The sequence below is a fragment of the Candidatus Zixiibacteriota bacterium genome, assembly GCA_018820315.1.
GTDB lineage: Bacteria > Zixibacteria > MSB-5A5 > JAABVY01 > JAHJOQ01 > JAHJOQ01.
On the sequence record JAHJOQ010000040.1, the window covers coordinates 1 to 21,675 of the forward strand.

Below are 21,675 nucleotides of genomic sequence, written 5' to 3' on the forward strand. Positions count from 1 at the left end.
AAGCTCGAACTCCGATGGAGAGAGCGTATCGAAATAGACACCATCTTCAGAAAAGACCTGCACCACCGGCACGAAATTGAAACTGTAGTTCGGCGTCAGATAGACAAACTGCGCGCTGTCGCCGGTGGCTGAGAATTCCTTCGGGAACAGATTCGCCTTCCGGTCCGATATCTGGTACTCACCGATCGGAACATAGAAATAGAAGTACTGCCTGTTCTCGAGTAGTTGCCTGTTCAGGAACAGCTCCGCGGTGCGCAGCACGTACTTATCCTCGTCGCTATAGCAGCCCTTCCTGACGATGAGATCAATTGGATTGTCAGTCAGCTTTTTCAGCGGCACGAGTTCATTGAACGCATTGCACTCAGCGAACTTCCCCATCCATTCTTCTTCAATGAATGCAAGCTGCTCACCGTAGGAGAGAGTTGTCGACGAATCGATGTACGCTTTATACGATGGAAGCAGCGTTTCGAGCTCGGTCAATCCCCACTCGACCCATGAGGGGTTATCGAGATGATATTGCAGCAGGATGAAGCGCGTGTATGACGATCCCATCAGGCTGTTCCAGTTCTCATCTCTGAGAGGAGTGCTGCTCCATAGCACCCACTGCTTGCGAATGTTTTGGACCGCCATCTCCGAAATGAAGATACGGTCATTCGGTTCGGAATGAAGCCGCGCCGCCTCGAGATACTGCTGCAGATCGAGGTTGAGATCCGTCATCTCCCGATTCGATGCGTAGACCGAGGAAGACAGCGAACACACCACAGCCAGGAAAACAAGAGCGAACAGGCATGTTTTGAAAGCCCTAACGACCATCGCTACCTCCTTAGTTCTCCGGGCCAGTGCCATACTGACTATCAGGTTCGAGTAGTTCATAGAAGCCCTGAATCTGTCTAAACAGTTCGTCAGCATTGGCGAATTTCCCGCCGTCCTGCAGCTTGCGGATAGACTTTTCACCCCAGAATATGGCTTCCTTGGTTACATTCTCGGCCTTGCCACGGTCGAGCATATCGAGATCGATTAGATATTTCGCGCTTGCTGCAATTTCCGGATAGCGGCCGTTATCGAAGAGATACTCCGAATAGGCAGGGAAAAACGCGACCGCTGTGGCAAGATATATTTCCTGATTGTAATTGCGATCATAGAATCCAGTCGTGGAAATATACCCATTCCTGAAGAGGTCAACGCATTTCTGGAAGTACTCCCACGCCATGTCGTTGGAAACATTTGCGTATGTCTCGGCGAGCAGGAAGTACGAGATTGATTTTCCGTAATCCGACTTGAGCGTGTCGGACGCTATCGCAGCATAGTAGCTGACCGACTCTCTCAGTGAATCCTTCCGGGCATCGTTGGCATCGGTATTCATGAACTGATCGTTGAGCCAGACTGCCTTAACCAGATTCGCAACGCCGAAGAGATTCGGATATTCGAGCGACATCATGTCGGCGACGCTGGCCACGAAACTGTTTTCCTCATTGTAGAGCTTATCCTGTTTGGCTCTGCGAAGAACATTCTTGAGCAGCGGCGAGCACGAGTTTGCATTCTGAATGAATGTCGCCGCCATAAGAATGTCCTTGAACAAGAACGCCGTGTTTCCGGGGATGTTGGATGCGTGGATATCCGGTGTTTCCACTCTGTAATAGGCGTCTAGGTACCTGCTGTAGAGTTGGAGCATCAGCCCTTTCAGCTTCTCCACTTCCTCGACGCTGTTGGGATCTTTCCTGAGATCTTCCAATGCGAGCAGGTATTGAATTTCGGTGTTGTAATAATACCCCTGGAACCTCAGCGCCGCTGATGTATCCAGGTCGCTCTTGATCGAGTTCTGTGCTTGCATTAGGTACGACACGTCATAGGTTTTGTAGTACGCATCGAGAAAATCGAGATAGCCTTCACCCTCTCCCGCCTGAGCGACACTGCCCCATGATACGAGCAGGATGCAGACACAGACAAGTGCGGCCACCGGCGACAACCTTTCTGAGCATTTGGCTGTAATCATGTGTGACACCTCTTTTCCTGGAGGCTAGAGTTTATCGTAACAGTTATCATAACCAAGCAGCATGCAAAGTTTGCGCGTCACCTCCTCCAACAACATATTGACCTCATCGCCAGCAACCTGACGACCCGGTATATCAACAAAACTCAGATTCGAAATATTGCCAATCTCCTGTGCGTTCACATCAAAACGGACCCATCTTCCTTTGAACAAAATCGAAAATTTGTCATCGCTGCCTCGAACGATCTTAAGCCATTGTTCGGACTGGTCCATCTCTGTCTGGCTCACACCTGAATGTGTGAACATGCTCTTGACACAGAGTCGGAGACAGAGATTCACCATCTGATAATGATATGGGTCGAGTTTTATTCGTGAAATGCCCTCTTCGGGCAAATTTCTATCCGTGGTTCCGGAAGCTACAACGTTCCTGAATCCGCCGATTGTATCGGCCGCGGCTGAGACGGCTGCATAGCGAAGACCTTCGGATACTTCATTCCTGTCGACGACGTCGGTTTCGATTTCCACAACAGGTGTCTGAACCGCAGGCAGAGCTCTCTTCTCTGTTGATTCATGGATCACCGACCTGTCATTTTCTTTGGCCATATCGCGCGAATCCGCCACGATAATCTGCTTCTCCGTGGTCATGGTGTTATCCGGTATGCTGCGCAGTCGTTCTGTCGGCTTCGGTTTCGGAGGTTCCACTTTCGGTTGTGGTTTTGGCTTAGGTTTCTCGAGTGGAGGGATTTCGATTATGAAACCCGCCTTGCTTATTTTCTTCTCAGGCTTTGACGCGGTCTCAGGCGGATTGGCGGAGCCGAGATGTACGGCTGCCAGATATCCGGCAATTGTCAGCACTATAGCCAGACCCACTATGTTGAGTATCCGTCGCCATGTGGGGCCATTCCTCAATTCAGCCGCATTAAAATCGGCTCCTGAGTGTGACCTGGTGACGAATGTCTCGAGCTCAAGCTGAGCATCGAACCTGTCAAAGTAAGCTTGCATGTTATGCTCTGTATCCCGGTATTACTACCATTGGGCGTGACTATCCGGCATCTGTCCTATAGACCAAATTGCACGGATAGTCGAGCTGATTGCACGCCGCTATTGTTATCGCGATCAATCCGTAGTAGGAATAAGCCGAACTGAAAATGTCGATTCGAATTGAGTCCGCGACGGCCTCTCTGGTTTGGACGAATTCTCCCAGTTGCCCCGTTATCTGCTGGTAGCCGCCGACCTCAGCCAGCGACTGATTGTCGATGGTGACGAACAGCGTCTCCGGAGGCATGGATCGTTCGAAAATGAACGCCATCCGACACGAATCCGAGGTGACGTCCTTTTCGTAAATCTCGACTCTGAATGGCGATTGAGTCGTCTTGTCGACAGCATTCGCCTGCTTGTACGGCATGTCGATTCGCTCAACCCTCTGTGCTCCGCTTCCTACTATGATGAAGAAGAACAGAAGGATGAACGCGAGATCGGACGCTCCGATGATGTATGGCGTTAGATATCTCTTGTTATTGCTGGTGGACACCCTCTATCTCCTTTACAGTCTGATTTCTGCTCACTACTTCCGGAACCGGTGATTTCAAGGACTCGACAACTTCACACACTGCAACCGCACGCACGACCATCTGCTGATGAATCTGCGATGCGACGCGCTTCGTGAAGTAGCTGCAAACAATCGACAAGCCAAGATTGAAAAGTCCCCAGAGACTTGTGATGATTGCGACTTTCATCCCGATGGAAAAAGCCGGAGATTGCGATATGCTCGACATGTAGCCCTGCGACTGGCTGAAGATGAACAGCAGCCCTACCAGAGTTCCGAAGAATCCGGCAGCAGGTGAAGCTGATGCGATCGACTCATAGAGTGACGTCTCATTGAGATACTCAGAGATTCGGTCGATTCGATTACGGAAGTGCAGGTACAGATGATCGTACCGTCCGGATGCATTGGTGACTTTTATCGAATCTTTCAGAATCCGCCAGAAGCGAGATTTGCGATGGTCCTGATTAAGTACAGAATCGTAAAACTCCTGCCATGTTTGCGGTTTGTGACCAAGGAAGAAGCCGAGGCTGACATCGTCAGGATAGTACTTCTTTCTTCGAATAGACATCGCCAGAAAAGTAAGAAATCGAGCCAGTGTGGATAGAGTCAGGGCGGCGAGCAGGAAGTACACGACGAGAACGATCTTGTCGTAGTTCGCCTGCATGTAATTCGCCAGATCGAATCCAACCGGGTCGGTTTTCGCAATCTCCCCGAGTTCCGCCGTGTGAGTGCTGTCGATTCCTCCGTGCGAGCTTGCTCTGTAGGATTTGTCCATCATTGTGTTGATCTTCTCCACGGAGTTCGCACGAAGCTGCCAAATCAGAAAGACCGCCGCAACAAGTACTACTACCGTAACGATGCTCGATATCAGAAATTCGCGGTTTCGATATGCTGGCTGGTCACCGGTCGGCTTATCGTGAGTCTGAGTCATCTAACCCTCCAGAGTTGGGATCACATTTCGGGATTCTGGAAATCGCAAACCCAAAGACTGATTCCTGTTTGTAAATCGTTTTTATCAAAGTTATGTATTGCTACAGTACCAACGACACTCTGCTACGGCACAGGGCGCGTGACTCTACCCCGTGAAGTCTTCGGTCGGCCGAGTGTCCCACATTAAAACTTATCGCCATTTCCAGGAGGTTTCTTTAGGCTGGGCCGGAAAACGCCGTTCGCGCTATCATTCAAACCAGCAATGCCTTAACTCAGACAACAGGGGTCTGACCTGCAACATTGTGCATAACATTGTCTACTGTTCAGCCAAGTGTTCATTTTGGAAGCGATCAGTGCTCAGAAATGAAACGGTTGAGCTGAGAAGGAGGCTTGTCTTGAATGAAATCGTGCGCGTCTCGGTACAGTAATTAAGTCACAATTCCGTCAGAGTGTGACTGCCGTCTGGAAACCCTTTCTGACAGATATATAGTCGGTGTGCGCGGACGGACATCGACCACATCGATCTTCTCTGGCATCAGAACCAGTTCAATCTGCTGATCGTGAAACTTTTATCGAAAATATTGCTGAATGTCTCTGAACCGAGAGGTTTGTACATCAACACATCGAATGTGCCGTAGTCAGCTTTGTAGCCACTTTCCAGCATCACTCCCTGTGCTTTGGGATCGAAAACCTGATAAGATATTGCGCTCTGTCTAGCTCGGGATTCAGCGATTCTCAGTAAATCGCGGTAAGCTCTCTTGCTGCGAGCGAGAATCTCCACGTACCGTATTGAATCAAAGCTCTTAAGCAGGAGGGCATAGCCTCCATCGACCGCGACAGAGAGCTTACGGTCAATGAGTCCATCTAACTCGCGTACTTTCAGGTCGTTCTGATTGCGAATCACGAAACCGCATTTGTCGCGAGTGTACCAGTCGAATATTGGCGAGACTTTCGTGAGGTCGATCTTGACGTCGGAAGCGGGTTTCTTCGCTGATAGAGACTTATTGGAATGATGAAGGATCTTGTATAGAAAAGGGAGCTTAGCCATCGACTCCACCTCTTTGTAGCCAACATCACAATACCATCGGTGAGCCACGATTGCGCGCGAGGTGCTCAGCATCGAGAGTCTTATGCCATTCTCACGCATATACTGCTCACTCGCATTCAGAAGCTTGCGTCCGATGCCGCTCCTTCGGTGCGATGGTCTTGTGGCGATCGAATATATGCCCCCGATCTGCTCCACTTCTCCGTGTCTGTTCCGGGTAGGGATCAGCATGATGCCGACAAAGCCGACCAGCTCGCCGTTGATAATACCGCACATGCCAATCGGCCCGCTCGATAGACGAGAATCGTATTTGCGCAGTTTCTCGAACCAATCAGCAGTAGCCATCCACCCGAACGACTTCACCCACAGCACGAGGATATCGTCTTTGTTCTCCAAGTCGCAATACGGTACGATCTTCATATCATACAATCCCTAAATACAGTTGATACTGTAATAGTGTGTATCCTTGACTCGTTAGAATAGGGCATTTGATATGATTACACAAGCGAAGTGATTCGGTAGCGCAGACTAGACGGTGAACATCGTCGGCAGTGTCAGCGACCTTGCTACGCATGGCTTAGGCCACGCTGGAGCTCGGAATCAACGGACTGTATGCCAAATGCCACAATGTTGTAAGTCAAGATCATTCCGCTTCGCTTCGGATCGCTGCCCTGCGCGTTTGATCGAGAATGTTTCGTGTTATATCCAACGGCAGGCTTCGGGGAATCCTGCCCTACCTGCTACGCACTACTCTTCTATCAGAATCGCGGATGCGACCACTGTGGTCCAGAGGCCTTTGGAGTCTCCCTGCGCAGATTGTGTGGAGTTTCGAGTATGGACTATCACGCCCTTGATCTTCCACTCTTCCTTGTTTTCATCCCAGCTCTTGTCGACATCGAAAGGCAATCCAAGAGTCGTCGCAAGCATCTCGGCCGCAAGATCCTCGGCATAATCGCCAGCCACTTTGGAGGTCTGCCCGAATCCGTGATGCTCGGACAGGTATCCGAAACATGACGGGTCTTTGGGAATCGCGACTCCAATCGATGCTGATATCAATCGGTTTGGCTCATTGGTGTCGTTCCTGCTCATAACCGCGTGAACTATCTGTCCCGGTTTCAGGAATTTCAATCCTGCCTTTTTGCTGACGATTTTGGCTCTGGGTGGGAAAATCGAGGAGACGGTGACGATATTAAACTGCGCTATCGATGCATCCCGCAACGCCATCTCAAACGAATTCAATTGCTCTTTGTGTCTGCCGACTCCCTTGGTCAAGAACAGTTTTGTCGGGATTATTGACATCGCCACACCTCCTGATTAATGGGCGACAAATATAACCATCCTGACCGAATATCGCAATCAGTATTCTTGCGCATCAGGATTTGAATCCAGCCGACAGGAAAGGCCTCCTGACGGCGCTGCAAGAATCAGAACCCATTCAGCTAGATCTACCACCAGGACCAGAATTCGACCCTGAAGAACCGGAACACTCTGCGGAGAAGCTTTCCTCCAAGACTCATTTTGCCGCAATAGACTTTTACATATCCGGTCATCCCCGGTTTGAGAAGACCATCATCATTCGGGATGACGCTGATTGCGGTGAATACATTCTCCTGCGCGCCTGCTGTTGCCGTTTCGTTGACCTTGACAACCATGCCATCGATACTCTTAGTCGGGTATGAAGATACTTTCAGCACCGACCTGAGTCCGGTTGCGATGATATCATAGTCTTCCTCCGGCACGGCGATGACTGCTTCTAACGTATCGGTGCGCACCATTGTCAGGATTTCATCGGCACCACCGTTGGAGCTGACTCTCCCGACAAAAGGTGCTACAAAGGTCGAGGCTTCGATCTGCTCCAGTAAATAATTCTTTCTTGCTTCAAGTCGGCCGATTTCGGCATCGACGACCAATAGCTCTTCTGCTTTCGGGCCCGATATGAGAAGCTCGTACTTGGATTTGGCGATATCAACCTGGGCCTCTGCGATGCTCATAGCAGTCCGGGCTCTCTCCCACTCCTCTTTCGGGATCAGCCCTCCGTTGAGCATCTTGTCAGCGCGATTGAATTCGTTGACTTTGTCGATGTGCTTCAGTTGGGCTTCAGTGACCTCGTTCTTCGCGCGGGCAATGTCGGCAGCTTTCGGATCAGACAACAGCAGATTGTATTCAGCACTCGCCTTTTTCAACTCAGACTCGATCTGGGCTAGATCGCCCTTGTATAGATTCGACGAAACCGTAAGCAGTGTATCACCCTCGTTAACCGTCTCGCCTTCCTGGAACAATGGCTCTAATTTGAACACCGAGAAATCGAGTGTGGCGAGCTGACACACACCCGTATTCTGCGTCTGATGCTTTCCGCCCAGGAAGTAGATCGATTCGAGAACATTCTTTTCGGGAGCCCTGATCGTGAAACTCTCAATAGGCCGCAGGCGGGCAGATGACGACACGCGCTGTTCTGTCTTGACCAGAACCAACACAAGTACCAGAACAACCAACAAGCCGCCCCAGATAAACCATCTTGTTCGACTTACTCGCGAAATGGCGTCCTCCCTGACAGCCTCTTTCACTTGTCTCGCTGTGCTCATTAGCAGTGGTTTGAAGATAATGAGGAGCAGCGCGGCAAACAAGAGAAATCCTGCCCCCTGCCACTTCTCCACGAGCGCGTTCATAAGCTTCGATCCGAGGAAATAGAGCAGCAGGACAGAGTACGTGACCGCCAGAATGCTATATACAACGAATATTCGCCGCTCCCGGCGAGAATGCGGTTGTGTATCTGACGATATCCCGAACGCTGCTTTCACAAATAGCCTTTTCAGGTACGCAAACGCCTTTTGTCTCAGATTCGGAATGTTTACGAGATCGGTGAGAAAATAGTACCCGTCGAGTTTCAGGAGAGGGTTAAGATTAAATATCAGTGTCCCGAACGAAACAAGCACAACAACGAAAAGAAAATCTGAAACCAGCGTACCCTGCTTGATAATTCTCCAGAGCACGACGCTGACCGCCCCTATCAGAACCTGCATATACATCCCGGCCAGAATTGTATATATCTTCTGAGATTTCTTCGGAAACATGTATGAATCCGAGAGATTGCAGTAGAAGGCGGGCTGGAAGTAGATCAGCAGGAAGCCCATCTCGCGGACTCGCCCTCCGAAATGATGGCAGACCAGCGCATGAGCGAATTCGTGCAGGACTATCACGACGAACAGTGCAGCGATCAGACTTGCGATGGTCGATACCTGCAGCAGGTCGACTGCACTGTAAGGAATTCTGCCCGGCAGTGAAAATAGCACCCATATTCCGAGCAGAATCAGCAGAGATGCCGCGATCACGAAATGCGGCGAGAAAGCAAACCGCAGTTTCTTATATAGTCTGTCGAGCAGTTGCTCTGGATTAAACGTCTCGAATCTGAGATGCAGGATCGACTTGCGACGCGACTTCTTCTTGTCCTCTTCAGATTTTTTGGAAAGAACATATTCGATTCTCGGCGTGTCGAGGAAAAGCATGTCGTCGAATTTGGTGGCGAATTTCTCGACGGCTTCCGGGGGAACCTTGATGTTGAGCCGGTTTTGCAGAATCCCGGCGATCTCTTCGGCAGTTGCCTGACCATCGAGAGATTCGAATATCACATATTCCGGCTCCCGCAATCGTATATACCTGCCGGTTACAGGATCGCTGATGATATAGAATGTCTGTCCCGATGCTTCCTGCTTCGCGACGCGAAGGTCTTCGCGTGTTTTTGGAAGGCTATTTGACATCACGACTTCGATATCTTGTCGAGCAACTTCTTGTGATACGATCTGAATATATGATTTTTGTTCAGTATGCCAACCAATTTGCGATCGTCTTCGCGCGATACGACAGGCAGGAATTCGAGATCGCGCAGGGCGAATTTCTCCAGAGCAGCATCGAGAGAGTTGTCAGGGTGGAGCACCGGAGGATTACTATGGCAAATATCCTGTGCTATCACAAGGCCAGCCAGCTCACGGCGATTCACAAGGATCGATCGAAGATCCTGAAAGGATAGAGTTCCGACCAGATTGCCTTTATAGTCGATTACCGGGAAGAAGCTCGAACGAGAATTCTCCATCACATTGAATACCTGATCGAGAGAGAGCACATCCCCAATAGTATCATAGTCAGAATCCATAACTTCGCTGACTTTGATCGACTCCATTACATCTTTGTCACGACCACCCCGCAGATTGATTCCTCTCCTGATCAGCTTGAGTGTATAGATAGACTCGTTAGTTATACGGCTCGCAACAAGAGTCGCTGAGACAACGACGATCATCAGCGGGAGTACAATCCTGTAGTCACCGGTCATCTCGAATATTATCAAAAGCGCGGTTATCGGGGCATACGTCGTGCCTGACACCACCGCCGCCATACCAACAAGAGCATAAGCCCCGGACGATGCGGTCACAGCCGGAAAGAGGTAATGTACAGCCTCACCGTAAAGCCCGCCTGCGATCGCGCCCATGAAGAGCGATGGCGCAAAGATCCCTCCGGAATTGCCGGAACCGAGTGTGAAAGACGTCGCGGCGATTTTGAGCAGCACCAGCCCAGCCAGCAGTTTGATCGAGAGATCGCCATTGAGTGCGTTGATGATTGTCTCGTAACCGTCTGAGAAGACCTGAGGAAAGAAAAATCCTATCGCACCGACCGCAAGTCCACCGATTATCGGTTTGATAGCACCCGGAATCTTGAGGCTGTCGAAGCGATCCTCAGTGAAGTAGAGCGTGTGGGTGAATGCCAGCGCCACGAACGCTCCTATTACGCCGAGGCCTATGTACAACGGAATCTCCCATGCCGAAACGAGGCTGTATGCGGGTACGACAAACGCCGGGTGATTGCCGAGAAATGCCCGCGAGATTACCGATGCGATCACCGACGAGAAGATCACCGGGCTGAATGTTCTGACGGCGTAATCACCTAGTATTATCTCGAGAGAGAATATCACGCCTGCGATTGGGGCGTTAAATACGGCTGATATGCCCGCTGCGGCTCCGCAGCCGACAAGAATCTTCACGCGTGAGCCGGACATATTAAAGAGTTGGCCGATTGTTGAGCCTATTGTCGAACCGATCTGGATGATCGGACCTTCCCGACCCGCAGATCCACCCGATCCGATGCAGACAGCCGATGCGAGCGATTTGGCTACTGCAACGCGCGGGCGAATGATGCCTCCCTTGAGCGCGACAGCTTCCATGACTTCGGGAACACCGTGCCCCCGGGCTTCCTTTGCAAAATTATATACGATGGGTCCTGCAATCGCACCGCCGATTGCCGGTATCAGAATCACCCAGAAATCACCGCTGGTAACCATGTGATTGAGGTAGAAAACACTGCGGCCGAAGAAGAGCTCCTTGGCGTTCTGGATAAGCCAGATAAACGCTACCGCCGCGAGGCCGGTCGATATCCCGACGACCGATGCGAGCACCAATATCAGCGCGGTTTCCGACCTTGTAACCTTTCGCGCAAACCGCTTGTAGAGCAGCCTTGCTAATCTCATGTAATACGCCATAACGGATTAGTATACAATCTTTTGAATTTGTGACAAGTTGAAATTGTGCGATCTCCAGCCATACTCAGAATGCACTAAGACAGGTATCACCACAAAACCGCTTGCTCTCGCCGTCAATGTCCATTACGTTGTTGGTCAATCTGACGGCGTCGGAGGCAAGGCTTGCTCAATACAAGGCAAATTAGGGAGAAATAGCTTCATGCCGAAATTCGACAAACTGCTGGTGCTCGATATCGATGAGACACTGGTTTACGCCACCAAAGAGAAGCTCGAACGAGATGAGGATTTTACGGTCGGGCCGTACGCAGTCTACAAACGGCCGGGGGTCGATGAATTCCTGACAAAATGCCTCGATTTGTTTGAGGTCGGCGTCTGGACTTCGGCGTCAGAAGACTACGCCACCGAAGTGATAGATCATCTGTTTGATGGCAAGAGAGAGCCGTCGTTTCTCTGGACGAGTGACAGGTGTACGAAATCATACGACTATGAACTGCAGCATCTTCAGTATATAAAGGACATCAAGAAGTTGAAACGCAAAGGGTACCGAAAAGAGAGCATCATCATTGTCGAGGACTCGAAAGAGAAGATGCAGCGTAACTACGGAAATGCCATTCTGGTCGGTGAGTACCTGGGCGATCGCAACGATTCCGAGTTGTCCGAGCTGCTGAAGTACCTCGAAGAACTCGGCTCGGTCGAAGATGTCCGCGCGGTTGACAAACTCAGATGGAAGAAAAAGACAAAATCAAAAGGTGATTATCTCAGTAAGTAGGCAGAACCACTCCGCTCTACTTCGGGATTCTGCCCTGCTATCTCAACCTGAAATGTGCGGCTGATGTGGACACAAGTCCTGAGTTTCGAAGGATCTGCCGCCCACAAGAACAACCTGATCGGCAAACCAATCACTGCGTTGTCTTCGCATCGACATTCACCGTGATCGCATCCGAACCGTCAGCCGCCACATCGACCGGCAGCTTCACGCGAATGTTGTCGAACATGCAGAGGCTCGATTTGTCGGGGCAGAAGTATATCACCGCGTCGATCTGCACCTCGGTCATTCCAGTGTGAGCATCGAGCTGAATCTCGTAAGGAAATGTCACCTCGGATGGTCTGTCGGCGACCTTGACGATGGAATTATCCGATGTTCTGACATCCACAAAAAACGGTGCGCCTTCGGAGAAGTGGTATCCTTTTGGAAGATCTACATCCAATACAATCCGTCCAGTTCCCGGTTTGATCTTCTGCGATGACAACTCGACCACTCTGCCCGCAAATGTCTCCATATCGTCGGGATGCAGCTTCTCAAGCCCGGAAAGCGGCAGTGTCGAGACTTCGCCGGTCTTGATGTCGACCACTCTGATCAGGTGATTATTGGTATCGGAGATATAGAGCTTGCCTCCAAGCACCGTGATTCCGCCCGGCTCGCTGAACTGAGCATCTGATGCTTTGCCATCGACATAACCGTGCTTTCCCGTCCCCGCGAATGTTCTACTGGTCTTCTCCCTGGGATCGATGATCTTGATCTTCGAATTGTAAGTGTCGGTGATGTATAGCAAACCGTCATGATAGACCACACCGAGGGGATGCTGAAGCCTGACCTTGCTGCCTTTGCCGTCAATATCACCATATTCGAACAGATCTTCACCGACAATCGTAGTCACATTGCCGTCAGGATCGAAATCCGCCGAGCGAATCGAACTCGTCTCGCTATCTGTAAAATAGAGCTTGTTGCCATCGGTGGAGAGGCCACTCGGTTGAGCGAGCGCAGCCTGCAACAACGGACCATCGATTCGCGCCTCACGCGCCGATCCGGCGAACGGTTCAGCATGCAGAGTCTTGAGGTCTGCCGACCAGAGTTGATGCGAACCTGCCATTGCAATATAGATAATGTCATCGTGAACCAGCATGTCCCACGGAGAATTGAGCGCTACACTGCGGCCATAGCAAGCTGGTTATAACCCCGCGCCTGAGAGCCGGTACCGAGGATCGTTGTCACCTCGCGGCTCTTGAGATCAGCCGCTCGAATCAGATGATTCTCTGTGTCTGCAATATAAAGAGTGTCGCCAGCGAGCGATACACCCTGCGGATGATTGAACGTAGCCATCTCAAACGAGCCATTTTCGCTGCCCACAGATCCATTGCCGATGACATCAAGTATCTCACCATCGGGGGAGATTATCAGGATGCGATTGTTATTGGAATCGGTGATGAACAACCGATTGCCTTTAGCATCAGCCTTCACTTTACCGGGATACGACAATACTGTGTTTGGTTTGTTTGATTTCTCGAGCGCGAACTCAACCGGACCGCGCTTCAATTCGCCTTTCGCACCGAAATAGTCGACTGCATTCTGAATGATCGGACCGAACACATCGTATGGTCCCTCGCCCGAATGAGTGCCGATTATTCTGCCGTTCGGGTTGATGAGCACAAACGTCGGCCATGCGCGAGCGCCGAAGAGATTCCATACGGCGAAGTCTTTGTCGTTAATCACAGGATGTTCGATTTCGTACCGCAGAATCGCCTGCCTGATCGATTCGGTCCCCTTCTCATTGGTGAACTTGGCAGAATGCACGCCAATGACCACCAGCTCATCGGCATATTTCTTTTCAAGCCGTTTCAGGTCAGGGATCACATGCATGCAGTTGATGCAGCAGAAGGTCCAGAAGTCGAGAAGGACAACTTTGCCTTTCAGGTCTTCAACCGTTAGTGGATGATCCGTGTTGAGCCATTCGAGGTTTGTCGGAAAGTCCGGCGCATGGACAGTCCCATCCAATAATTCGTCTTTCACTGTCGTATCTCCATCCGTTTGTTCCCCGCCACTAACTCCGCATGCTGTAAATAGAAAAGTCGTCAAAGATATGATCGCCACAATCCTGGCATCTCGAATAGTCATTCCTACCTCACTTGTCAAAACTCACCTACCGTGATTCAGGAACATATTGTGGACCGATATAGTTCACACAAAAGCGGGACTATTCCCGCTCTAATACAGTCGGGGGATTGACACAATGATAAGTGACATAACAAGATACAAATTCAGACTTGACTTCACTGATGAATTATATATCTTGGATTGCACTTATCCACAATTGTGAGTGTATGTGGACAATGTAGGAGGTAGCATGGCTGGATGTTGTGGTAGCGGAGGCGATAGCCGGAGCGCTGTAGATCAGAGAGAAGCTCCCGCCGACCGCACTGGGATTGATATTACAAAGAACGCAGCTTCGAAGATAAAGTCATTCCTTAAGACCGAGAAACTGCCTGTAGCCGATTATGGGCTCAGGTTGTCGGTTGACGGGGGCGGCTGCTCCGGATTTTCCTATTCGCTCGAATTAGATAAAGCAAAGGACGGGGACCTCGTATTCGAACGTCATGGCGCGCGAGTCATGATGCACCCGGAGACTTTGCAGTATGTTGACGGTTCGGTGTTTGATTATGTCGAGACTGTGCAGGGGGCCGGTTTCGCGGTTGACAATCCGAAGATCAAGCGATCTTGCGGCTGCGGCAACTCATTCGCCGTTTAGTCGCTCACATAGACTCTTTTCGTTTGCCTCTTTTCCAGATACGGCACCGATCATTAACGGTGCTGTTTTGATTTTGCACGTGATCAATCTGACATGTGGGCGGGGCAGACGTCCCGTCTGCCCGAATCATGTAGGGCAGCGATCCGAAGTCACGCAAGGCGTGACGGAGCGATCCTGCCTATTTCTTTGTCACGCAGAGGAATAAAATAATCAGAATCGCAGGGGTCGCGGCCCATAGGACTAGCCCTTGACGATCTTCGATTCCGGCTCCCGCCGCAGAAGATCCCGATCGTAATCATATGGCTTCTGCGGGCAGAGAAAATCTGGTACAAGAACCCACCGACAGTTCTCAAATCTCCAGCGCTGTATGGGCGACCTATACATTTTGCGATATATCCGACGCCATTTTAGGAGTGGATGGCGATAAGGATAAAACCTCCTATAATGCATGCATGATTCGAGTAGAATTTCTTTGTCTCGCAGGTTCACGCTATCGCCGAGGATTTCCCTAATTCGTTTCATAAGGTTTATGTTCCCCCGCATTTCCTTGTTGGTAGCTGGAAAATACCATATCCTGTGTCCCGAATAAGCGCCGATGCCGGCATCATCGCAGTGATGTGCTACGCCATCGATCAACAGCCTGAGAATGACGGTACCTTCAGCGTCAGTCTTTGAGGTGTTTTCTATTCGCGGTCTTGTGCTTTTCACGCACGAACCATCATCCGGAACCAGTATTGTCAGAGTAGGTCTACTCATATGGTCGATATGGAACAATGCGACGCACACAGCCAAAAGAAGGAGCGCCCACGAAACGCACGTTGTCCAATCAAATGTACTTGATGAATGTTCCCCAGCGTTGCTATCATTAAGTATTACTTTAGTATTATATTCACGGGATTTCCCGTTAACAGGCAGTCGATCTGCAAGACTCGGCGCGAGCGCCGACACACCGCAGGAATCGACAATGTTTGAATCAGAGTTGACAGCGACGGGGGCCGAAAGGCCTTCCGCTTGCGCTGCAACAATACATAAGGCGACTACGATTATGAAATGCAAAAAGTGAGAACAATGCATAAGTTATGACCTCGCTTACGATTGGCCGTCAGGAACTCTTGCTTGACGACACAGTACCGTCGGTCAGCATCCTTGCGATGCTGACTACTCTCTCTGCATCACCAATCCCTGTCCGCGATAATATCTTCGAAATCACAATTATCATACAACGATCTCACTATCGTGTCAAGGCAAATGCTGCTGCGCTGAGTGCTGCGTTGGCGCACGAGGATGTACGTCCACCGCAGACTATGGGACTACGGAGTATTTGAGTTTTAACCGTTGTCTTGCATTGATAAGCTTCTCCGCGTACCACTTTGCATTTCGTGTCGGATCAATAAATTTGAATCCCAAGTTCATATCATCGAAGTGATCGATCTCCTCATGTGGACAGAAGCCAATAAATACGTCATTGGCTTCGAATCCCAATTGTCCCTCTGACTTCGGTTGTCGCCATTCCCTCTCCCAGATGAAGTTCACATCTCCGCTCTGTGGATTAGATGCAGCAGGAGGCTGGATCTTCTTTCCGAATACCGCCATAAGCGGCAACAGTCTCTTGGCCTCATTCCGGCGAGTCTCACAAAGGGTACACATAGCCTGGAATAGTGCGTCAGAGTTTCCGCGTATATTGTTGATGTATAACACTGGACTTACTCCTCGGTCCGCGAGACGTTCTTTCAAGAATGCCAGCCCGTATGGTTTGAGGTCGACTCCTCGATACGATATCTCAAGAAGTGAATGCACTTCGTTTAATGGGGTCTCGGTGAAGCAAATCGCTGAGAATAAGTCCTGCTTTTCTGCCTCCGTAAGGCTTGATGTCAACATACCGAATCGAGCATCGCTGATAAGTTGATCGCTGCAGAGTAGTTGCTTTTCCGTCAGGATTTTCGTCAAATTTTCTTTCGCCGATCTACCGCCAGATTCATCCTTTGTCAAGTGAACCAGAAAGGGAGACAGATCTGAGCGGAACCGAAGTATGCTGTCTATGTCGCGCATCCGTCACCTTCCTGTCGACCGAACTGCGGGCCGGAATCCCAGCGATGCTGACTACTCTCTCTGCATCACCAATCCCTGTCCGCGATAATATCTTCGAAATCACAATTATCATACCACGATTCCGCAATCGTGTCAAGCCAAATGCTGCTGCGCTGAGTACTCGTCGTTACGCGAGACCTGCACCGACCACAATGAGAGGTCGGGATAGATTCCGTTTTGCAACGGAATGACAACGCGTACCGCGTTGTCTCGGCCTTGTGCGCGGTCTTGTGCGCGTCATTCCGGCGAACGGCATTGTGGATAAACCCCGAACCACGTCATTGTGAGCGAAGAGTGGCAATCTCGGTCAGATGTGGACATCTGCCGCGCACTTGATGTGCGAGCAGAGGCTGTGCCTCTGCGTTCTTCTATGAAATATTCACAGGAGCACAGCCCCTGTGTGCACTTTGATGCGGCATAGAGATCGCCACGTCGCTTCGCTCCTCGCGATGACGATTTCTCCGGGAATGGTGACCTATCAACAAGCTCGAACGCCGGAATCCAGAAGTACATCTCCACTCAAACAAGAAAAGCTCCCGCGATTATGCGGGAGCTTCTTTCTATCCAATAGAAATCAATTCGGCTTAGTACATGTCGCCGTAGCCGCCCGGAGGCATTCCAGGGCCACCACCCGACCCACCGTCTTTCTTCTCCGGCATGTCGGTGATCATTGCTTCGGTGGTCAGCAGCAGGGACGAAATCGATGCTGCATTTTCCAACGCCGAGCGTGCGACCTTGGTCGGATCGATCACGCCATCCGCAAACATATCGACATACTTGTCCGTTTCTGCGTTGTAGCCGTAAGCGCCTTTGTTCTTGCGCACCTGGTCCAGAACTATCGAACCCTCGACACCGGCATTCTCGGCGATGAAACGCAACGGAGCTTCAAGTGCCTTGCGAATGATGCTGACGCCGACTAGCTCGTCGCCTGTGAGCCCGAGATCATCAAGGAACGGGACTACACGCAGGAATGCTACGCCGCCGCCCGGAATGATTCCTTCTTCGACAGCCGCGCGAGTTGCATGAAGAGCATCCTCGACACGCGCCTTCTTCTCTTTCATTTCTGTTTCTGTGGCAGCGCCTACATTGATCACCGCAACACCACCCGCCAGCTTGGCGAGGCGTTCCTGAAGTTTCTCGCGGTCGTAGTCTGACGTCGTGTCTTCGATCTGCCTGCGGATCGACTCGATCCGGCCCTTGATGTCTTCGGTTTTGCCAGAGCCTTCGACAATCGTAGTGGTGTCCTTGTCGATCGTGATCTTCTTGGCATGTCCCATATCGGAAATGACCGCATTTTCGAGTTTGAAGCCGAGTTCCTCGGAGATGACCTTGCCACCGGTGAGGACTGCGACATCTTCAAGCATCGCTTTGCGGCGGTCGCCGAATCCGGGAGCCTTGACGGCGCAGATCTTGAGAGTGCCGCGCAGCTTGTTGACTACCAGCGTGGCGAGAGCTTCGCCTTCGACGTCTTCTGAAACGATCAGAAGCGGTTTACCTGTCTGTGCAATCTTTTCGAGAACGGGGAGAAGGTCTTTCATCGACGAAATCTTTTTGTCGTGAATCAGAACATAGGCATCTTCAAGTTCCGCCTGCATCGATTCCGGATCGGTAACGAAATAGGGGGAGAGATAACCGCGGTCGAACTGCATACCTTCGACAACTTCAAGAGTAGTGTCGGTCGTCTTGGCTTCTTCGACTGTGATGACGCCATCCTTGCCGACTTTCTCCATAGCCTCGGCAATGAGATCACCTATCTGCTTGTCATTATTGGCGGAAATCGAACCAATCTGGGCAATCTCGATCTTACCGGAAACCGGTCTCGAGAGCTTCTTGATCTCCTCGACAGCTTTAGCTACAGCGATGTCGATTCCACGCTTGACTGCCATCGGGTTCGCGCCAGCGGTAACATTCTTGAGGCCTTCGGCATAAATCGCCTGGGCGAGAACTGTAGCGGTAGTGGTGCCGTCACCGGCGATATCGGAAGTCTTTGAGGCAACTTCGCGTAACATCTGCGCACCCATATTCTCGAAACGATCTTCAAGCTCGATTTCCTTGGCAACCGTCACACCATCTTTAGTGACTGTCGGTGATCCGAATTTCTTGTCGAGGATAACATTTCGGCCCTTCGGGCCAAGCGTTATCTTCACTGTATTGGCCAGCTTGTCGACACCCTTCTTGAGTTTGTCACGAGCTGCTGCCTCGTATTCAATCATTTTTGCCATTGTCTATATCTCCTATTCGTTACTGAATGATTGCCAGGACATCGCTTTCGCGCATGATCAAGTACTCTTGATCCTCAAACGTGACCTCGGTTCCGGAGTACTTTCCGTAAAGAACCTTGTCGCCGACCTTCACATCGAGGTTGATCTTCTTACCGTCGTCTGTTATGCGGCCGGGACCGGCTGCGACGACTTCACCCTGCACTGGCTTTTCCTTGGCCGTATCGGGAATGATGATTCCACCCTTCTTGACCTCAGTCTGCTCAAGCGCTCTGATCATGATTCGATCTGCCAACGGCTTGATATTCATTCCAATTTCCTCCACATAGTGTTACTGGGATTCCTGTATCCATTCAAAGCTGTCTAATAAACTCACTCTTGTTAGCACTCACTTGCATCGAGTGCTAACAATTGGCGAATATAAAGGTTCCAGAAATCTTGTCAAGCGATTTTTCGCGATTATTCTAGCTGGAGATTAGACTCGCAACTCTTTCAGCAGCTTTCGCATACGCGCCTCCCTCGCCTAACAACACTGGAATTCGCGCGATTTTGGAGCGAATTGCGTCTGAATTAGCATCATTTTCAAGGATTTTCCGGATTTCCGCAGAAATTTGCCCCGGATCGACATCCTCCTGGATCAATTCCGGATAGACAGTCTCACCGCTTATGAGATTGGCCAATGCGATGTTATTCACCGTAACTACACTCCTGGCAATCAGATACGTCAGCCAGTTGGTGCGATATAGCACAATTGCAGGTGTCTGGCAGATCGCCGTATCGACCGTGGCTGTGCCGGATGCCACAAGTGCAAGGTCGGAAGCGCTCAGCAGCGTATGAAGATTCCCGTTGAAGGTATCCGCTTCGACACCATTCTCGGAGATGAACCTGGAAACAAGATCGTTCTGCTGAGAGTTTGCAGGGCGGCAGAGGATTTTCACCTCATGTCCCTGCAGTCGATACAGTCGCAATCCCGCCAGCATTCGTGGTAGGATTCTCACAATCTCCTGCAATCTCGATCCCGGAAGAACCGCAATCAGTTTCTCATCCTGACCAAGACCGATGGACTTCCGAAATTCATTCCGGCTCAAATCCGGCTTGGCGAGGTCAATCAGCGGATGACCGAAATACTCGACATTGAGACCATGTTGCTCAAAAAACTCCGGCTCGAAGGGAAGAATCGAGATGAATTTCGCATTCCACCGTTTCATTCTTTCGATCCTGCTCTTATGCCACGCCCAGACCTGAGGAAGGATGTAATAGACAAACGGAATCTCGAGTTCGTTCAGCTTCTCGGCGAATTTGAAATTCATGCCGGGATAGTCGACCAGAACCGCAGCATCGGGAGGATTGTCAGAAAGACGCCCATTAACCTCATGAACGACCCGTCGGAAGTATGGGAGCTTTCTTATTATCTCGACAAATCCCATAGTAGAGAGCTGATCGACATGATAGAGTTCGTCGATGCCTTCTGCTTTGAGTCTGTCACCACCAAGCCCCCAGAATGAAAGATCGGGTAGGAGCTTCTTCAATTCACCGACAAGTCCGGCGGCATGCAGGTCTCCCGAAATCTCACCCGCCGATATGAATATTCGTTTTGTCACCTGAGCTGCAATTGGAGTTTGTCGAGTCCAGCCTGTGCGATTTTCTCGATCTCGGCGGCGATTGTCAGCGCCCGGAGACCATCCTCACCCGACACCGCAACAGGTCCATCGTTAGTGACCGCATCGATGAAAGATTCGAGTTCTGCGGTCAGCATGTCGTACGGTTCAATGTTCGGCTTGCTGTACGCGATCTTCTTTCCGGCATCGCCGTAGTCGACCGTGGTCGTGAATCCCGGAGCTTCCGCCATCGTTTCACCGCTGTCGAGAAGATTGTAGACTGCCGCCGACGGTGCGCTGAAATCGATCGAGATGTAGCCTTTGGTCTGGAATATCCGCAGTTTCCGCATCGGTTTTGCGGAGATTCGCGAGGCGGTAAGATTCGCGACACATCCCGACTCGAATGTCAGCCGCGCATTCGCGATATCCATGTGATCAGACACGACCGCAGCCGCCGAAGCCTGTATATCGACCACTTTCGATTTTGTCAGAAAGAGGCAGAGATCGATGTCGTGAATCATCAGATCGAAAATGACGGCGACATCGAGGCCGCGAAAATTAAACGGCGCGAGGCGATGTCCCTCGATGAATGTCGGATGTGAAATCTTGTCTGCGAGCGCGATCACCGCCGGATTGAACCGTTCAATATGCCCAACAGCCAGCTTGAGGTTCAGCTTGTCGGCCAGATTGATCATCTCGCGAGCTTCATCGACCGTGGCCGCGATCGGTTTCTCGACGAAGAGATGTTTGCCCGCGTTGAGTATTTCTATTGCGCATTTGTAATGCTCCGATGTCGGCGCCACAAGCGATATCGCGTCGCACTCGGCAATCAACTCCTGCGCATCTGTGAATGCCTTTGTGTTGTTGTCTGCCGCTGCCGCCTCAGACTTCTCGCTGAGTATATCATAGCACCCGACCAGTTCGCACGATTCGAGGTTCGACAGAACCCGCACATGCGCTTTGCCGAGATGCCCGACCCCTATCACACCGATTCTTGGTTTATCTGTCACACGTCCTCCCTGTGCGAGTCAGAATACGCAAAGCGGGAGCGATTGTCAAAGGTAAGTTGGGGGAGCACGTAGGTCAAACCCCTGCGGTTTTGACATCTTCAATTCATTCGTGCTCCAACGAAATGAGCGGCATCAAGGCATTTACCTTGACAGAGTTGGGCGATGGCGATATTATGAATCTGATTTCGTGATTGTATTGAC

The 21,675-nt window shown here is 50.8% G+C and carries 18 protein-coding genes and 1 pseudogene; 3 read left to right on the forward strand and 16 right to left on the reverse strand.

Annotated features, from left to right (window positions below):
- The 9 genes from KKH67_03485 to KKH67_03525 all read right to left on the reverse strand — a co-directional run.
- The coding region (locus KKH67_03485; protein MBU1318240.1) for a hypothetical protein at positions 1-813 on the reverse strand (813 nt) is incomplete at its 3' end.
- 10 nt (positions 814-823) lie between these two features.
- Entirely contained in the window at positions 824-1,993 is a 1,170-nt protein-coding gene (locus tag KKH67_03490) for a hypothetical protein (GenBank protein ID MBU1318241.1), read from the reverse strand.
- 24 nt (positions 1,994-2,017) lie between these two features.
- Positions 2,018-2,992 (reverse strand): hypothetical protein, encoded by a 975-nt coding sequence (locus tag KKH67_03495; protein ID MBU1318242.1) that lies wholly within the window; start codon positions 2,990-2,992, stop codon positions 2,018-2,020.
- 40 nt (positions 2,993-3,032) lie between these two features.
- On the reverse strand, positions 3,033-3,521 hold the full coding sequence (locus KKH67_03500) for a hypothetical protein (protein ID MBU1318243.1): 489 nt from the start codon (positions 3,519-3,521) through the stop codon (positions 3,033-3,035).
- Entirely contained in the window at positions 3,505-4,467 is a 963-nt protein-coding gene (locus tag KKH67_03505) for a MotA/TolQ/ExbB proton channel family protein (protein MBU1318244.1), read from the reverse strand. The genes KKH67_03500 and KKH67_03505 overlap by 17 nt, the downstream gene beginning before the upstream one ends.
- 534 nt (positions 4,468-5,001) lie before the next feature.
- Entirely contained in the window at positions 5,002-5,931 is a 930-nt protein-coding gene (locus KKH67_03510) for a GNAT family N-acetyltransferase (GenBank protein ID MBU1318245.1), read from the reverse strand.
- Positions 5,932-6,258: 327 nt separating this feature from the next.
- Positions 6,259-6,810, reverse strand: a complete 552-nt coding sequence (locus tag KKH67_03515) for an arginine decarboxylase, pyruvoyl-dependent (GenBank protein ID MBU1318246.1) — start codon at positions 6,808-6,810, stop codon at positions 6,259-6,261.
- 146 nt (positions 6,811-6,956) lie between these two features.
- Positions 6,957-9,266 carry an HlyD family efflux transporter periplasmic adaptor subunit gene (locus KKH67_03520; protein ID MBU1318247.1) on the reverse strand — a complete coding sequence of 770 codons (2,310 nt, stop codon included), beginning with the start codon at positions 9,264-9,266 and terminating at the stop codon, positions 6,957-6,959.
- Entirely contained in the window at positions 9,266-11,023 is a 1,758-nt protein-coding gene (locus tag KKH67_03525) for a chloride channel protein (protein ID MBU1318248.1), read from the reverse strand. Before KKH67_03525 ends, KKH67_03520 begins: the two co-directional genes overlap by 1 nt.
- Before the next feature lie 211 nt (positions 11,024-11,234).
- Between KKH67_03525 and KKH67_03530 the strand changes: the two genes are divergently transcribed.
- Positions 11,235-11,804: an HAD family hydrolase gene (locus KKH67_03530; protein MBU1318249.1), complete on the forward strand. Its 570-nt coding sequence runs from the start codon at positions 11,235-11,237 to the stop codon at positions 11,802-11,804.
- Between the two features lie 130 nt (positions 11,805-11,934).
- Here the strand turns inward: KKH67_03530 and KKH67_03535 are convergent.
- Positions 11,935-13,928: pseudogene (locus tag KKH67_03535) on the reverse strand (redoxin domain-containing protein).
- A 229-nt stretch (positions 13,929-14,157) separates the two neighbouring features.
- Between KKH67_03535 and KKH67_03540 the strand changes: the two are divergent.
- Positions 14,158-14,559, forward strand: coding sequence for an iron-sulfur cluster assembly accessory protein (locus KKH67_03540; protein ID MBU1318250.1), 402 nt, complete (start codon positions 14,158-14,160; stop codon positions 14,557-14,559).
- A gap of 240 nt (positions 14,560-14,799) precedes the next feature.
- On the opposite strand, the gene KKH67_03545 is transcribed toward KKH67_03540, so the two are convergent.
- On the reverse strand, positions 14,800-15,267 hold the full coding sequence (locus KKH67_03545; protein MBU1318251.1) for a hypothetical protein: 468 nt from the start codon (positions 15,265-15,267) through the stop codon (positions 14,800-14,802).
- A gap of 371 nt (positions 15,268-15,638) precedes the next feature.
- Between KKH67_03545 and KKH67_03550 the strand changes: the two genes are divergently transcribed.
- The gene (locus KKH67_03550; protein ID MBU1318252.1) at positions 15,639-15,884 is read left to right on the forward strand and encodes a hypothetical protein; all 246 of its coding nucleotides are present in this window, start codon (positions 15,639-15,641) and stop codon (positions 15,882-15,884) included.
- On the opposite strand, the gene KKH67_03555 is transcribed toward KKH67_03550, so the two are convergent.
- From KKH67_03555 to KKH67_03575, 5 genes are all read right to left on the reverse strand, one after another.
- Entirely contained in the window at positions 15,862-16,608 is a 747-nt protein-coding gene (locus KKH67_03555) for a hypothetical protein (protein MBU1318253.1), read from the reverse strand. The genes KKH67_03550 and KKH67_03555 overlap by 23 nt on opposite strands.
- A gap of 623 nt (positions 16,609-17,231) precedes the next feature.
- Positions 17,232-18,869, reverse strand: coding sequence for a chaperonin GroEL (gene groL, locus KKH67_03560; protein ID MBU1318254.1), 1,638 nt, complete (start codon positions 18,867-18,869; stop codon positions 17,232-17,234).
- 19 nt (positions 18,870-18,888) lie between these two features.
- Complete coding sequence (gene groES / locus KKH67_03565; protein ID MBU1318255.1) at positions 18,889-19,176, reverse strand: co-chaperone GroES; 288 nt, start codon at positions 19,174-19,176, stop codon at positions 18,889-18,891.
- A 154-nt stretch (positions 19,177-19,330) separates the two neighbouring features.
- Positions 19,331-20,467, reverse strand: coding sequence for a lipid-A-disaccharide synthase (lpxB, locus tag KKH67_03570; protein MBU1318256.1), 1,137 nt, complete (start codon positions 20,465-20,467; stop codon positions 19,331-19,333).
- Positions 20,464-21,474, reverse strand: a complete 1,011-nt coding sequence (locus KKH67_03575) for a Gfo/Idh/MocA family oxidoreductase (GenBank protein ID MBU1318257.1) — start codon at positions 21,472-21,474, stop codon at positions 20,464-20,466. The genes lpxB and KKH67_03575 overlap by 4 nt, the downstream gene beginning before the upstream one ends.
- Positions 21,475-21,675: the final 201 nt, after the last annotated feature.